Annotated in this window: 15 protein-coding genes and 1 other annotated feature; of the genes, 6 read left to right on the top strand and 9 right to left on the bottom strand. The window is 49.4% G+C overall.

Annotated features, from left to right (window positions below; all coding sequences use genetic code 11):
• Positions 1–94: 94 nt before the first annotated feature.
• Entirely contained in the window at positions 95–727 is a 633-nt protein-coding gene (locus ACN6MW_RS17005) for a fumarylacetoacetate hydrolase family protein (RefSeq protein ID WP_419871271.1), read from the bottom strand.
• Positions 728–772: 45 nt separating this feature from the next.
• Positions 773–2,707 carry an ABC-F family ATP-binding cassette domain-containing protein gene (locus tag ACN6MW_RS17000; protein WP_419871270.1) on the bottom strand — a complete coding sequence of 645 codons (1,935 nt, stop codon included), beginning with the start codon at positions 2,705–2,707 and terminating at the stop codon, positions 773–775.
• 187 nt (positions 2,708–2,894) lie between these two features.
• On the opposite strand from ACN6MW_RS17000, the gene ACN6MW_RS16995 reads away from it, so the two are divergent.
• Positions 2,895–3,455 (top strand): guanylate kinase, encoded by a 561-nt coding sequence (locus tag ACN6MW_RS16995; RefSeq protein WP_419871269.1) that lies wholly within the window; start codon positions 2,895–2,897, stop codon positions 3,453–3,455.
• A 125-nt stretch (positions 3,456–3,580) separates the two neighbouring features.
• Here the strand turns inward: ACN6MW_RS16995 and fumC are convergent, their stop codons facing one another.
• The 4 genes from fumC to ACN6MW_RS16975 form a co-directional block, all read right to left on the bottom strand.
• Positions 3,581–4,966 (bottom strand): class II fumarate hydratase, encoded by a 1,386-nt coding sequence (gene fumC / locus ACN6MW_RS16990; protein ID WP_364150780.1) that lies wholly within the window; start codon positions 4,964–4,966, stop codon positions 3,581–3,583.
• Between the two features lie 103 nt (positions 4,967–5,069).
• Positions 5,070–5,945 carry a glycoside hydrolase family 43 protein gene (locus tag ACN6MW_RS16985; protein WP_419871268.1) on the bottom strand — a complete coding sequence of 292 codons (876 nt, stop codon included), beginning with the start codon at positions 5,943–5,945 and terminating at the stop codon, positions 5,070–5,072.
• Between the two features lie 94 nt (positions 5,946–6,039).
• A complete protein-coding gene (locus tag ACN6MW_RS16980; RefSeq protein WP_419871267.1) occupies positions 6,040–6,708 on the bottom strand; it encodes a bifunctional 2-keto-4-hydroxyglutarate aldolase/2-keto-3-deoxy-6-phosphogluconate aldolase in 669 nt (222 codons plus the stop codon).
• A gap of 98 nt (positions 6,709–6,806) precedes the next feature.
• Positions 6,807–7,118, bottom strand: coding sequence for a Dabb family protein (locus tag ACN6MW_RS16975; RefSeq protein WP_364150774.1), 312 nt, complete (start codon positions 7,116–7,118; stop codon positions 6,807–6,809).
• Positions 7,119–7,315: 197 nt separating this feature from the next.
• Here ACN6MW_RS16975 and ACN6MW_RS16970 point away from each other — a divergent pair, with 197 nt between their 5' ends.
• Together ACN6MW_RS16970 and ACN6MW_RS16965 are read left to right on the top strand one after the other, a co-directional pair.
• Positions 7,316–8,218, top strand: a complete 903-nt coding sequence (locus tag ACN6MW_RS16970) for a manganese catalase family protein (protein ID WP_419871266.1) — start codon at positions 7,316–7,318, stop codon at positions 8,216–8,218.
• A gap of 124 nt (positions 8,219–8,342) precedes the next feature.
• The gene (locus ACN6MW_RS16965; RefSeq protein WP_419871265.1) at positions 8,343–9,011 is read left to right on the top strand and encodes a hypothetical protein; all 669 of its coding nucleotides are present in this window, start codon (positions 8,343–8,345) and stop codon (positions 9,009–9,011) included.
• Positions 9,012–9,494: 483 nt separating this feature from the next.
• On the opposite strand, the gene ACN6MW_RS16960 is transcribed toward ACN6MW_RS16965, so the two are convergent.
• A complete protein-coding gene (locus ACN6MW_RS16960) occupies positions 9,495–10,673 on the bottom strand; it encodes an aminotransferase class I/II-fold pyridoxal phosphate-dependent enzyme (RefSeq protein ID WP_419871264.1) in 1,179 nt (392 codons plus the stop codon).
• A gap of 115 nt (positions 10,674–10,788) precedes the next feature.
• Positions 10,789–11,025: a binding site (T-box leader), on the bottom strand.
• 241 nt (positions 11,026–11,266) lie between these two features.
• Between ACN6MW_RS16960 and ACN6MW_RS16955 the strand changes: the two genes are divergently transcribed.
• Complete coding sequence (locus tag ACN6MW_RS16955) at positions 11,267–11,971, top strand: class I SAM-dependent methyltransferase (RefSeq protein ID WP_419871263.1); 705 nt, start codon at positions 11,267–11,269, stop codon at positions 11,969–11,971.
• A gap of 217 nt (positions 11,972–12,188) precedes the next feature.
• Positions 12,189–12,530: a hypothetical protein gene (locus tag ACN6MW_RS16950; protein ID WP_419871262.1), complete on the top strand. Its 342-nt coding sequence runs from the start codon at positions 12,189–12,191 to the stop codon at positions 12,528–12,530.
• Between the two features lie 168 nt (positions 12,531–12,698).
• On the opposite strand, the gene ACN6MW_RS16945 is transcribed toward ACN6MW_RS16950, so the two are convergent.
• Both ACN6MW_RS16945 and ACN6MW_RS16940 read right to left on the bottom strand, forming a co-directional pair.
• Positions 12,699–12,914: a hypothetical protein gene (locus ACN6MW_RS16945; protein ID WP_364150741.1), complete on the bottom strand. Its 216-nt coding sequence runs from the start codon at positions 12,912–12,914 to the stop codon at positions 12,699–12,701.
• A gap of 257 nt (positions 12,915–13,171) precedes the next feature.
• A complete protein-coding gene (locus ACN6MW_RS16940; protein ID WP_419871261.1) occupies positions 13,172–13,852 on the bottom strand; it encodes an S-layer homology domain-containing protein in 681 nt (226 codons plus the stop codon).
• Between the two features lie 346 nt (positions 13,853–14,198).
• Here ACN6MW_RS16940 and ACN6MW_RS16935 point away from each other — a divergent pair, with 346 nt between their 5' ends.
• Entirely contained in the window at positions 14,199–15,599 is a 1,401-nt protein-coding gene (locus ACN6MW_RS16935) for a stalk domain-containing protein (protein WP_419871260.1), read from the top strand.
• Positions 15,600–15,612: the final 13 nt, after the last annotated feature.

The raw sequence follows: 15,612 nt of genomic DNA, 5'->3' as shown, positions 1-15,612 counted from the left end.
AACATGAAATGATCATACAAAAAGACAGCTCTTCCCAGTAAGGAAGAGCTGTCTTCTAGTAACCATTATTTAGGCCTGAAAGCTTGGTCCCAATTTATACAAGCGTAACGCTGCAGCTGCCGACGGGCTTGCCTGCCCACAGTGCTTGCAGCTGATCGCCTTCATGCAAGGCCGCTACACCGGCCGGCGTACCCGTATACAGAATATCGCCGACGCCCAGTCCGTAGTTCTCGCCTACGTATTGAATCAGCTCAGCCACGCCAAACAGCATATCGCCCGCTTTGCCGCGCTGCGCTTCTTCTCCATTGCGCAGTAGCACGAACTCCGTCTCCGCAAGCGCAGCCGTACCCGGATATGGCAGCCATTCGCCGAGCGGAGCTGAGCTTTTGAAGCCTTTTGCGGCAAGCCACGGCTGGCCTTTTGCCTTCAGCTTAGACTGCACATCGCGAAGCGTTAAGTCCAGCCCAAGCGCCATGCCGTCAATGCATTGCTCCGTATCGATGCCCGGCTCGTAAGCTCGGCCGATACGCAGCACGATTTCCAACTCAAAATGCACCTCGCCCACATTTCCCGGAAGCGCAACGACATTTCCGGCCATCGGAACGACGGCGTGAGACGGCTTCGTGAACACAAGCGGCTCCTCAGGAACCTCATTGCCGAGCTCCAATGCGTGAAGCCTATAGTTGCGGCCAATACAATAAATATTACGAATCTCGTTATGGCTCATGAACAACGCCGCCTCCCTATCCTATAATTTATGCTGCGCAGCCGCTTATTTCTGAGCTGCGATCTGCTCGGCCAATTCATTCAGCTCTGCCCAGCGGTCCATTAGCTTCTCCAGCTTCTCTTCCAGCTGCTGCTGCTCCGCTGCAAGCTCTTGCAGACGCGAGGAATCGCTGCTTGCCGCTTCCATACGACCTGCGATTTCACTGATCTCGTTTTCCGCGGCTTCAATCCAGCCGTCGATTTGCTCGAAATCCTTCTGGTCCTTGTAAGACATTTTTAGCGTGCGCTCTTTGCCTGCCGCTTTCGCTGGAGCATCCGGGATGCTTGGGGCAACTGCCGCAGGCGTTTTCGGAGCAGTGGCTGCAGCCGGCGCAGTCGTGCCGTGCTTCGCGACAAACTCCTGATAGTCCGTATAATTGCCGGTATGATGCGTAATAACGCCATCGCCTTCAAAAGCGACTATTTTATCGACTGTACGGTCGAGGAAATACCGGTCATGGGAAACCACGAACACGACTCCCGGAAAATCGTCCAAATAATCCTCAAGCACGGTAAGCGTCGAAATATCGAGATCATTCGTCGGCTCATCCAACAGCAGTACGTTCGGCGCATTCATCAGCACGCGCAAAAGCTGCAAACGGCGCTTCTCGCCGCCGGACAGCTTAGAAATCGGCGTCCACTGCATCGTCGGCGAGAATAGGAAACGCTCCAGCATCTGACCCGCTGATATTGTCGTGCCATCCGCCGTTTTCACCTGTTCCGCGCCCTCGCGAATATATTCAATCACGCGCAGCGATTGATCCATTTCCTCGTGCTCCTGCGAGAACCAGCCTAGCTTAACCGTAGCGCCTAGCTCGACCGTGCCCTCATCCGGCGTTAATTGACCGGTTATAAGCTTCAGCAGCGTAGATTTCCCGCTTCCGTTGCGGCCGACAATGCCGACCCGATCCTCCGGAACCGCAATATAACTGAAATCACGAATCAGCGTCCGGTCGCCGAAGCGCTTCGTTACTTCTTCGATTTCTACGATTTTGCGTCCCAATCTCGTCGAAGCCACCGATACGTCCATCTTCCCGCCCGCTTGCTTCGGCGCATCCGCCTTCAGCGCTTCGAAACGATCGATACGCGCCTTTTGCTTTGTCGTTCTCGCCTTTGCGCCGCGTCTAATCCATGCGAGCTCGTTGCGCAGCAGGTTCTGCCGCTTCGATTCCGTCGCAGCTTCCCGTTCTTCGCGGTCCAGCTTCAGCTCCAGGAAGCGGCTGTAGTTCGCTTGATAGAAATGGGCTTGCCCTTTATCCAGCTCGATCACTCTATTGCTGACACGATCAAGGAAATAACGGTCATGCGTAATCATGAGGAGCGCGCCTCTGCGCTTTTGGAGCATGCCTTCCAGCCAAGCCACGGAATCATTATCAATATGGTTCGTAGGCTCATCGAGAATAAGCACATCCGATGGAAGCAAGAGCGCTGCCGCCATAGCGACGCGCTTGCGCTGACCGCCCGACAAGGTCTCAACCTTCGCATCAAAATCATAAATACCCAGCTTGGACAATGCCATCTTCGCGTCGCTCTCCAGCTGCCAGGCATCAAACTCATCCATCAGCTGGTTGGCTTTAATGAGCTGCTCCTGAAGCACCGCGTCGCTAGGCTTCAGCTCAATGGCTTCCATTGCTGCGGCATAGGCTTGAACGGCTCTCAGCTGCGGAGAATCGCCGCCCAGCACATGCTCAAGCGTGGTTTCATTCGGTGCAAAAACCGGATCCTGTGCCAGCATTCTGACCGTTACCCGGTTGCCGATGGACACGATGCCGGAATCTGCCGGCTCAAGGCCGGCAATCACCTTAAGGAAGGTTGACTTCCCCGTTCCGTTCACGCCAATGATGCCTACTTTATCGCCATCCTCTACGCCGAACGTGACATTTTCGAACAATAGCTTCTCGCCATAGCTCTTTGTTATATGTTCTACAGACAATAAATGCATGAGGCAAACCTACTTTTTTTGAAATAGTATAGCTGCAACAGCAGCCACTCGTATCATACCACAAAAAGGCTTTATCTTCACTTTGCGCAGGCTTTGGCGGTCCGTCTCCCCCTCACGAAATAGCAGTCATTTTTGACCCGGCTTATGTCGATATAACTAGTAAGAGGAAAGGAAGGAGTGATCCCTAATGGGTAAACCCTATTTATTTCTATTTACCGGCACAAGCGGTTCCGGCCGCAAGACCGCGGCACATAAAGCCCTGCAAGGCTCCGGTATCCTGCATATCCCCTCCTGCACCGACCGGCCGCCGCGCGACAAAGAGCGTCCCGATATGGACTACCGCTATGTCAGTAAAGAGCAATTCGATCTATTGGCAGCGGACGGCTTCTTCACCGAACTGGTCAAAATCGATCAGCACCGCTACGGAATCGGCCGGCGTTATCTGGATTTGGCGCTTCAAGCCGGCAACAGCGTCTATCTTATTCTTAACCGCGAGGGCGCGGATACGATTCGCAAGCTTTACGGCGAGCGTGCCATCCGGATTTTTCTGTACGTCGACAAGAAAACGGTATCCGAACGACTAGAAAGCAAAGGCACGAGCTATGAGATTATCGACAGCTACCTTAGCCATTATTCCGAAGAGGTCACCTATCGCAAATCCTGTGAGCATATTATCGAAAATTTGTCGCTCGAGCGGACGGCCCAGCAAATCCGAGCCATTATAGACAGCTATCTAAAGCTAAGCTAGGCTAACGGGAGCCTTAATTAATAAGCAAGCATGAACGGCTGCCACCGTCATATAAGCTCATATCTATAAAAAAAGGGCCTGCGCTTCGTCTCCAAAAAGACGGCGCAGGCCCTTTCCGTTATAAATTAACGTTTGCCGATCATGTTCTCAGGCCGTACAAACTCGTCGAACTGCTCGGAAGTAAGCAAACCGCTTGCGATAGCCGATTCTTTGAGCGTAAGTCCTTTTTTATGCGCGTTTTTCGCGATTGCTGCCGCATTTTCATAACCAATGTGCGGGTTAAGCGCCGTAACGAGCATAAGCGATTGATCAAGATTGCGCTTGATCGCCGCTTCGTTCGGCTCAATGCCGACCGCGCAATTATCGTTGAACGATACCATGCCGTCAGCAAGCAGCGCTACGGACTGCAGGAAGTTATAGATGATAACAGGCTTGAATACGTTAAGCTCGAAGTTACCTTGGCTTGCCGCCATCGAAATCGCCGTATCGTTACCGATGACTTGGCATACCGCCATCGTCAAGGCTTCACTTTGGGTTGGATTCACTTTACCCGGCATAATCGAGCTGCCCGGCTCATTCTCTGGAATCGAGATTTCGCCGATGCCGCAGCGCGGTCCGCTAGCCAGCCATCTCACATCATTCGCGATTTTCATTAAATCCGCCGCCAGCGCTTTAACCGCGCCATGCGTGTACACGATTTGATCATGGCTTGTCAGCGAGTGGAATTTGTTCTCCGCCGTAACAAAGGTTTTGCCGGTAAGCGACGAGACTTCCTCTGCTACCGCAACGGCAAAGTCCGGATGAGCGTTAAGGCCTGTACCAACCGCAGTACCGCCAAGCGCTAGATCACGCATCGTTTCCACGCTTTGAACAAGCATGGCACGCGTTCTGTCCAGCATCGAGTACCAGCCGCTAATTTCTTGGCCAAGCGTGATTGGCGTCGCATCTTGGAGATGGGTACGGCCGATTTTTACAAGATCGTTGAACTTCTCCGCTTTCGCGCGAAGCGTGCCGTTAAGCAGGTCAAGCGAAGGGAGCAAACGGTCCTCCAGGGCGATAACGCCGGCGATGTGCATCGCTGCAGGGAAGGTATCGTTTGAGCTTTGCGAACGGTTAACATCATCGTTCGGGTGAATGCGCACATCGCTGCCGCGTTCAGCAAGCAAGCCGTTCGCACGGTTAGCGATGACCTCGTTTACGTTCATGTTCGTTTGCGTGCCGCTGCCTGTTTGCCATACGACTAGCGGAAAATGGTCATCCCATTTGCCTGCAACGATCTCATCTACGGCCTCGCCGATAATGGCTGATTTCGCCGCATCCAGCACACCAAGCTTCTCGTTGGCTTGCGCTGCTGCTTTTTTGATATATGCCATGGCATATACGACTTCGATCGGCATGCGCTCGCCGCTGATTTTAAAGTTTTGCAGGCTTCTTTGCGTTTGAGCGCCCCACAGCTTGTCTGCAGGAACCTGAATTTCACCCATTGTGTCCTTCTCAATCCGATAATCCATTTCTTGAACGACTCCTTTAATCAATTGGTTTGTCTCATCATGACCCTGTTTCTGTTATAACGCTATTCCCGTCCAGAATCAAGCAATGCGGCGTATTCTTCTTCTAGGACTTTCTTTGCAGCGTTCCATTTGCCTCGATGACTTCGATAAAGACTGCCCGTTCCTCCGGCTGATTGTTAGGCGTATGCATGGCCAGCATGAGACGACCTTCAAAGGATCGGAACAGCATGCCGTGCCCGCCGTCCTCGGGAAACAGCGTCTCTTCATTCTGCTTCCAAGGTCCCTCTACCTTACCGCTTTCCGAGCGGGCGATACCGATTGCATAACCGTTCTTCGATCCGCTAGACCACAGCATGAGCAGCTCGTCCGCTTGATTTCTGAACAGGAACGGCCCATCCGTTACATAAACATCCTTGTCATCGCCGCCAGCCGCCGACCAAGGCGCTTCCGATGCCGAGAACAGCGTGATCGGCTCTCCTGCTGCTTCGCTCAGATCCGAAGTGAGCGGAATGGCGCACATTTTCCCATCCCTCACCTGCACCCACTCATGGCAAAACACCATCCACGGCGTTCCATTCTCGTCGATATGCAGCGTTCCGTCGAGACATTCCCACTCCGCCGGCGTAACGGGATTTTTGCTAAGGGGCTTAAAGGGGCCAACCGGACTTTCCGCGATCAATACTTGCGTGGCCCGGCGCTTATCGTCCGACTTAAAGGATGCAAACATATAATAGCTGTCCTGATAAAAATACACCTCTGGCGCCCAGAAGTGATGATCCGCCCAGAAGCCGGGCTCCGGCCTAAACGCCGGAAATGGTCCCTCCCACTGCTCCAGATCCGTGCTGCGATACGTATTAAAGCCTGTTCCCGGACCGGACCAAACGGTTTCGTCTGTCGTACCGTATAGGTAATAACAGCCCGCTTCCTCATCGACAAGAATAAACGGATCCCGAATGCGGATATCTTCACGTTTTATCATTAGCTCATTTCTCCTTTAGTAGCTCGATGTTTTAGGCATGCCTTTGAAAAAAAATACCCTGACAGAGGTTAAGCTTCTCTATCAGGGTATTTGGCTACAGCCCTTTCGCTTCGCGGTAAGCCGTGATATAAGCAGCCGCCTTCTTCTCGATGAGCGAGAAGTCGCCGTTTTTCACAGCATCCTTCGTCAGGTCGGAACCAATTCCGACCGCTACCGCGCCGGCCTTGATCCAGTCCTTCAAATTGTCGAGCGATACGCCGCCTGTCGGCATCACGTTTGCCTGAGGCAGCGGTCCTTTTATAGAAGGAATCACGCTCGGAGAGTAAAGATTGCCCGGGAATAGCTTCACGATATCGACGCCAAGCTCAAGTGCCGTTTGAATTTCATGAATCGTCATGGTACCTGGCAAAATCGGAATCGCATAACGGTTACAAAGCTTAATTGTATCCGGGTTAAGAGCAGGAGATACGACATATTCGGCACCCGCCAAAATGGCTGCGCGTGCCGTTTCCGGATCAAGCACAGTACCCACGCCGATGATCGCAAAGTTATCCGCATCAGGTGATACGGAGCTTGAATATTCCTTCGATAATTGCTCGATTGCGCGAAGCGCGAAAGGCACCGTCATCGTAATCTCGATGGCTTTGATTCCGCCCTTGATCGCGCGGCGCGACATTTCCACAACTTCCTCAGGCGAGTCTGCGCGCAGCACAGCCACAACGCCGGCATTCGTCAGCTGTTGCAGCACTCTAAGCTTTTTCATCCGTTTGTCCCTCTTCCCATTATGTTCGTATTTGTTCGAAAATGTGCTATCTCTAACGCTCATTATATGATGTTTTAAACAATTCTTCAATCATTGTCCTATTTTGCGTAATCGATCTCTAGAAACTTTTCGACCTCGGTTACCCAGCGTTCATTCACAAATTGCACATGCAGCGGATGCTCATTGTAAGCATCATAATCAGCCTGATTCGCAAACTCCATGGCAAAGCCGTGACGGTAGTCGTTTTTCCCGCTTACCTGCTTATAAACTTGAAAGTTCGTTACCGTCGGAATCGAAGTTAAAATCCGTTCGCCGTCCTCCAAAAACTGACGCTCCGCCTCCGAGCCCTGCTCATGCTTTAAGTTGAAAATAACCGAATGCAGGATCCACTCTTTTGTTTGCGCTGACATCTAAATCGCTCCCTTTGCTCAATAAAATGAAATGATTCCTTTAAAAGTAACATAAACAAGCTGTTTAGTGGAGCGTTTTCATTTCGGTTATTGTTGTATGACGATCCTCTGCTGCAGCACGGCGCTGTTTAACTAATACGGAATAGGTTTAATTACATGAGGTAAGACTAGGTAAAAATTGGGAGGTTGAGAATCGTATGTTTAAACGTATGGATGAAATTTTGATCGAAATCCCTAATGTTGAGAAACCGGATCCTAATGCTGCTGCTGCCATACAAGAACTTCTGGGCGGTAAGTTCGGAGAGATGTCAACGTTAAACAATTACCTGTATCAATCCTTTAACTTCCGTTCAAAAGAAAAACTTAAGCCTTTCTATGATTTGGTGATGAGTATCACAGCGGAAGAACTTGGCCATGTCGAGCTTGTATCGCATGCCATCAACAAATGCTTGAGAGGCTCAACTGACTATAAAGAGCCGGACAAAACGCCGCTTGGCTCCGTTCAAGACGCACGTTTGTCCTATCATTTCCTTGCCGGGGCGCAAGGCGCCATGCCGTTTGACTCCATGGGGAATCCGTGGACGGGCGCCAATGTGTTTAACAGCGGAAACCTGGTAGAGGATTTGCTGCATAACTTCTTCCTCGAATGCGGGGCTAGAACCCATAAAATGAAAGTATACGAAATGACCGACCACCCTGCCGCGCGCGCAGTCGTAGGTTTTCTCCTCGTTCGGGGCGGTGTCCATGTCGTTGCTTATGCCAAGGCGCTGGAGATCGCGACGGGCGTAAATGTAACGAAGTTAGTGCCGATTCCTTCCTTAAGCAACAAAGCATTTAACGAGGCTAGGAAATACGAAGAAAAAGGCGAGCACACGAAGCTGTACACTTGGAGCGAAAAGGACTTTACCACGATCGATCAGATCTGGAAGGGAACGCATCCCGAGGATGATCTTCCGCTTGAAGTCATTCAGGGCTCACCAAAAGGCTTCCCGATTCCTGAAGCTCCTTCCGTTGAAGAGGAATTCGCGCCTGGGATTTCCCCTGAGGATTTTAAAGCAATCGCCAAACGGCTTAAGCAGGCTGGTAATATTAAAGAGTAACCATATATATCTATTCTTGGTCCTCAACCGTATGAATGATATACTTACAGCAGACGAAGAACGTCCCAAAGCCATTCTAATGGCTTCGGGGCGTTTTTTTATTTTCAGAAGGAGGCATGCTGCAATGAGTGACTTTGAGCAATCTTATTGTGATTTTTTAGAGCTGCACGAGCAAAAAAGATCCGGGGAACGTAAAAGAAGACTGGTCAGAGGGCATGGGTATGCCGAGAAACTGCTGCTCCAAAACGTATGGTGGCCGCTTTTCGGCAATTTCCATCACCTGCATCCCGAATACGAGATTTATGATTGGAACCGAAAATCGCAGTTTCTCGATTTTGCTTTTCTACCTGAGTTTGGACAGTTTGGGTTGGAATGCGATGGTTTTCAGAGTCACATTAAAGATATGGACAGAGAAAAGCACAGCTATGCCGTTAATCGTAATAATTTTTTGACCGCCATGGGCTGGAGGATGTTCCATTTCACGTTCGATGATGTACAGAAGCGTCCTGAAATATGTCGCATGCTGCTTCAAATGTCCCTTGCTCCTCATCTTATACGCGGCAGCTCTAGTACGCCAATCAACCTGAAAGAGCGGGAAGTCCTTCAATTAGCCTGGTCATTAGGCCGCAATATACGCCCGATGGATGTCCAGAATCATCTGAACATGAATTTTCGCACAGCCCGAATTAGACTTCAGTCGCTCGTCGAGAAAAAGCTGCTTCGTCCCATAGTCAACGGCAAGGACATACGCTTCTATGAGCTCGCCGAAGGCTCCTTGGAATGTTTGTTGTAGATGCACGCAATGACCGCCGCTTAGGCCAAGCGGTTAGTTTTTGGTCCTTTGTTTGGTCCTTCGCTCACCTGATGCTACGTTGCAGTTTGTACACTCTAATCGTCTTTTAACTAACCAAGCTCTTGCTACACTGCAGTTTCTGCGGCAGAATCAGTCCATTCCGCCTAATTTCCCTATATACGGCTGTTTCTGCTGTACTTTCTGCAGCGTAGCACCTCATGCGCTCTAAATATGCGGTTTCTGTTGTACAAAGTGCAGTATACGCAGCAAGGATTAATTGGTTAGTTGTTTTCGGTAATCAGAAGTATCAGCATATTCAGCACTTTCAGCAGTATAAGCACTTTCAGCACTTGCTCATTACCGGCAAGCAGCTACAGATTCGCATGCTCCACAGCGATACCGCCCGCAGCGAGTGAAAATAATCTTTTCGTCTCTTTTCAATAATAGGGAGGAAGCATGCGCTTGCTTCCTTTTCTTATCGCCTTACATACCCGCAGCACGCAAACAACGATCCATGCGATCCAGCGCTTCGGTTAGCCTAGCTACCGACGATGCATAGGAGCAGCGAAGAAAGCCTTCTCCGCCAAGTCCAAACACATGCCCGGGAACCGTTGCGACCCCGGCTTCGAACAGCAGCTTCTGCGCAAAAGCATCGGAATCAAGTCCCGTATGCGCAATCGACGGAAAGGCATAAAACGCCCCGCGCGGCTCATGGCACGGCAGTCCGATATCCCGTAAGCCTTTGACGAACATCCGCCTCCGCTGCGCGTAAGCATCAATCATCATGTCCTTTTCCTCCAAGCCGTTCCGCAGCGATTCAATCGCCGCGATTTGACCGATTATAGGTGCACACATAACGGTATATTGATGGATTTTCAGCATAGCGGCGATGAGCTCTTGATGTCCGCAAGCATAGCCGATCCGCCATCCTGTCATCGCAAAAGCTTTCGAGAAGCCGCTGATCAGCAGCGTTCTTTCTTTCATGCCCGGCAGCGAGGCGAAGCTCACGTGCTTCCCATCGTAGGTGAGCTCTGCATAAATCTCATCCGATATGACGATCAGATTGTTCTCCTCGACCAACTTGGCGATCGGAAGCCAGTCTTCATGTTTCATGATTCCGCCCGTCGGATTGTTAGGGTAGTTAATAATCAGCACCTTCGAGCGCGGAGTGAGCGCAGCCCTCAAAGCCTCAGCCGTCACTTTAAACTGATCCTTCGCAAACGTCTCCACCTCAATGACCTTCCCGCCGTTCAACTGCGCGATCGGTGAATAGGCAATATAGCTTGGAACGGGAACTAGAATTTCATCGCCTGGCCCGATTAACGCCCGCAGCGCAAGATCAATCGCTTCGCTGCCGCCGACGGTAACGATAATCTCGTTCTCAGGTTCATATTGCACTTGGAAGCTATTGTGCAAATAGATCCCAATCTCTTCCCTCAGCTCCAGCAGTCCCGCATTAGGCGTATAGGAGGTTTTTCCGAGCTCCAGCGCTCTCACGCAAGCTGCCCGCACATGCTCCGGCGTAACGAAATCAGGCTCTCCTACACCAAGCGAGATGATATCCTTGTTCCCCTCAGCCAAGCTAAAAAATTTACGAATACCCGAAGGCGGGATTTGCTGCACTATCGGCGAGATCTGCTCGCTCATCGACCATGTTTTCATGTCTTTTCCTCCTAAATGTAGATGCCGTGATAAGCGTAAACGTCTGCAGCCGTCTTTTGTCGGCAAAAGCTCGTTTCGCGGAGATAAATAAACAAAAAAAAGAGACCCATCCCTATAAAGGGACGAGTCTCCACCCGTGTTACCACCCTAGTTTCACGCCAAAGCGCGACACTCTGCTCATGCATCAATCAATGCATGTTCCCGTTAACGCTGGAAATGCGGCAGAGCTTACTTTCGTTCAGCCTGCTTCTCGGAGATGGCTTTCCGTTAGTACCCGAACATTGGTTTTCAGCTGCCCCAACTCTCTGTTCGATCAGGCCCGTAACGTACTCTTTCTCGTCATAGAATGTAAAAGCTATTTAGCTTGTCATTTAGAATTAACGATACTCATGAAATTTTCACAATAATAACATCAAATAGCCGGATGCGCAATACCCATTTTTTAACTTATGAACTCCAGTTACTTATAGTCAACACCTATAAAGTTTATTTGTTTTATATATTTTCGAAATTAACAAAGAACCTGTAAAATACTATTTAACTTATCCCGGAAGCGCAGCAGGAGCACATTTATAGATCAAGGAGGCTATTTTATGAGTGATATCGTAAAAAAACATTTTGATGCCGTTGCCCCGAGTTATGATCGGCAGCGCAGGCAGCTTATCCCTTGCTTCGATGACTTTTACGGCATGGCAGCCGATGCCGTTGCATGCGCGAATCCCGCTCCCCGCATTTTGGACTTAGGGGCAGGCACAGGACTTTTTACAGCCTTTTTACGCAATAAATATCCGCTTGCCCATTTCACCTTAATCGATCTAAGCGAGGAAATGCTGAAAGAAGCACGCGTTCGTTTTGGAAATGATCCCGCATTTAACTATATCGCAGCTGATTATTCGAATTTTCCCTATACGGACAAATACGATGCCGTTATCTCCTCCCTCTCCATTCACCATTTGACGCACTCCGCCAAACGAGAGCTTTTCTCCATCATTCATGAGCGGTTAGTCGACGGCGGCGTTTTCGTTAATGCCGATCAAGCCGCGGGTTCGACTCCTTTTTGGGACGAATACTACATGTCGCAGTGGAAAAGCGCGATTCAGAAAAGCGGCCTGTCCAACGACGCGATTGAAGCGTCCATTGAACGCCGTAAGGTGGACATCAACGCGAGTGTGCAGGATCAGATAAAATGGCTTTGCGAAGCCGGGTTTGTCAACGCCGACTGCATTTATAAGCATCACGGCTTTGCCGTATTTGCCGCATTTAAAAAAGGAGCTTCCGCGAAAATTAACGCTCTCTAGAATCTCCGTAAACACACGTCGTCAATTCCGACTAAATAAATTGGAATTAACGACGTGTTTTTCATTTACATGGAATTAACGCCATAAACCTCGTCGCACCAGGGATTCTTTATGAAACATTTCCATCTAAGCATCATGAAATAAACTACTTGCAATTCCTTTAATTCCTAGTATAATACTCGGTATAAGAACAATACAGAGATTGGAGCTGCTCCGCATGACTTATTCCGAAAAACAAGTTGCCGCAAAATGGGTTGACGATTATCTGGATCTCTATAACTTTGCCGTAACCTTTCAGGATACCGAATGGCAGCAGCAAATCATCCAAACTCTGCATGCAAAGGATAACCACATCCGCCTCGAAATCGAGCATGGCATTCGCGTGGATTTATGGCTTCGTTTTGATAACATTAACCGGAAAATGCTCGATATCTATGAACAGCTTCGGAATGCGCAAAATTCGGAGCAGCTGCAAAAGCAGCTTAGAGAGAAAGTTTGGGAGTTCAAGCTTCAACGGGTGATGATTGCCAGCAAGCTAAAGGCCCACTATGCATTATAAGGCGATTAAACGGGGTTATATCCTCTATACATATTCTGAAATAAAAAAAAGCCTGCATGCAGTGATCTGCTCTGCTTAGCTATGTAGGGTAAAGCTATTAACCAAGGCATGCAGCAACCTGCTCTGCCGATCCCGTCTATGAATGGCTAGATTCATAGATAATAAACATTACATCGATACTTGCTCCATGTCACGCATCATCTTCATCATCATCGTAGACATTTCGTCACACTCTTGCATCTTCATCATCATCATGTTCATATCCATGCTGTCCATCATCTTCATTTCCGTCATCATGTCCATCATCATCTTCATGGACTTCATCTTGCACATCATTTCTTCCATACACATGTTCATCATCATTTGCATTGCCATCTTTTCCATGCCCGTTCACCTCCCTTAGTCATATCCTATACAGAAGATACTACAGCCTGGAAAATAATTCAAGGTTTTTTTGTTTTTTATTGATTTTTAAATTAGCAATATGATATAAATAAAGATTACACTTTATTTCTTATTACTCCGCTTGGAATGCTAGCTATGCTCGGACAAAATAGGTAAATGATTAAATAAATATAACAAAAAAAGCAGCTGGCCCGACTTCAAAAAGTCCGATCGGCTGCTTTTATGCGTAACAAGGGTTATGCGCTCGTTTCCGGCTCCGGAACGGGATTCTCTTTATGCGCTTCAATAAACGCCTTCGTATCATAAAGAATCGCCGCAGCTTCCGCGCGGGTCAAGGCATGCGCTGGATCAAAATTCCCTTCTTCGTCCAAGGAGACGATTTTGTAAAGGAGCGCCCGCTGAATGGTGCCCTGGTAATCAACCGTAATATCCTTCTCGTCTTGAATAGGAATAAACATTTTGACCGTCGGATATTGGCCTGTAAGCTCAAGCGCTTGGACGAGGTAATGCGTAAACTGTTCCTTCGTAAGCGGAGCAGCCGGATCAATATCCGCCGGGATATCGAGACCGTTGTAATGCGCGATAATAAAATCCTCCGCAAACCACGCGTCATTTTTCACCTTCGTATAATAGTCATCCGCTACAGGCGCTTTTTTGAAATCAATGGCAGCCAGGCTGATCTGGGTCGTTCTCACGATTAAGGAAATGCCCTGTGCGGCAGTTAGATTGTCCTCTGGATGGAATGCCGTATCGCTCACCCCTTTTATGATCCCTTGCTGCTGCAAGGCTTCAATTTTGGCTTTGCTTCCTGAACTAGCGATATCGCCAAAGGGAGCCGCTGCGAAGGCATGCGATGTTATGGATGCAGAAAGCATGACTGCGACCGCTGCGATGGCTGTGCGCATTCGATTCTTCATGGTCGTCCACCTCTTCTGTTCGTTTTTTTACGTTCACTTCATTGAACGGCTCCGCAGCCAAAAAAGTTGCAGTCACCCGATATATAGACTCCGTTCCTTATCCTCGTATACCTTTTCCGAATATCGAAATCTAGTTCGATATACCTCCTTTCGTTTACAATTTCAATAAATTTTCTAAATAATGGGATAATAAATAGTTGATATGATCTAGTAGAAATGAACGACATGCTATAAAAATGTTCCGGACTATCGTTGCCTGGGAGGGATCAAGCCATATACATACCGACCAAGGCGTCGGAGCTTCGCTTTATACTAAATTCCCATTTGAGAAAGGTGATCCCATTCCATGCAAATGAAAAAAGCAATGGCCATTTCCATGATCGCAGCAGCACTAAGCGCATCGGCAGTCACTCCGGTACTCGCACAAACAGCAGCTGGAAACCACGCGGTGCAAATCAATGCTTCAAGCTTTCTCGTTAACGCAAACCCGGTATCCATCCGCACGATTGTAGATGGGAGCGTCACACTCGCTTCCGTTCGCGACATCACGAACGCAATTGGCGCTACCCTGCATATCAACAGCGATCATACGGTTGTCGTCAAATTCGGCGAGAACACGCTGAAGCTGAAAAACGCTTCGAAATCCATTACGGTTAACGGCGCAGCCACTCCGCTTTCGCATCCGGTAAAGGAAGTCGCGTACTCCACGTTCATCGAACCTGCCGCATTCGTTAAAGCGCTTGGCGGCAGCTATGAGAACAACGCGATCAGCACGGTGAAACTGCTTGACGGAGCAGAGCATGCGATTTGGGTTAATGCTTCCCAGCTGATTGTGTCGGGCACAGCAGGCGAAGGACGCGAGGATTTCTTGGTTGATGCCGCTACTGGCAAAAACGAGCTGCTGCTGAAGTCCGAAGGCGCTTCTGACCTCGTTCTTTCTCCGGATGGCAAAAGCGTTGCTTACTCCGATGCGAACGGTGCCGTGTTCACGATTGACCTGAGCACCAAGCAATCGAAGCAGGTAAGCACGGACAGCTCCATTAAAAATGAGCTGCAATGGTCAAGCGACGGCTCTTCCCTCTTCTTCCTGCAAGGCGACAAAAGCTCGATTATCGCAAAGGTTGACCTAGCGGACGGCAAAGTGACCAAAGTTCTGGAAGACAAGGTTGACTACAAAGCAAACCTTGAGGTATCTGCCGAAGGTACGCAATTCGCTTTCTACGTCTTCAAGCAGCCGAAAGTAACCGCAGACAGCAGCAAGGACGTTGAGCTTGACGATGTCGCGATCGACGCAACGGGCACTGAGCCGCAAATCTACTTCTACAATGCCAAGGCAGCCGACAATAAACCGCTGCAGCTTACAAAAGATACGGCCGACAAGGTTTTCCTAACGCTCTCGTCAGACGGCTCCAAAGTCAGCTACGTCAGCGTTAGCGCTGACGATGCAAGCATTGGACAGCTGGTTACGGTAGACAATGCTGGAAAAGCAAGCACGCCTCTCTTCGCTGACAAGGATGTTTATCAGCTCGTTCAAAGCGGAAGCAAGCTTTATCTGCTTACAGCAGACGGCAGCAGCACCAACGCCATCTATGAGATCGACAGCGCAACAGGCGCAAGCAAACTTGTACAAACGGTATCGGACAGCGCTTCGGAGCTCGTAGTTTCGAACAACTCGGATATCGCGGTACTGATTGACGGTCAGCTGGCTGTTTCAACTAACGGCAGCTGGAAAAACATAACTAACTAATTTATGGAGGTCA

This window comes from Pristimantibacillus sp. PTI5 (assembly GCF_048572955.1).
Classification (GTDB): Bacteria; Bacillota; Bacilli; order Paenibacillales; family Paenibacillaceae; genus Pristimantibacillus.
The sequence above is the reverse complement of the archived record's forward strand: the minus strand, read 5'-3'. Positions and strand labels throughout refer to the sequence as shown.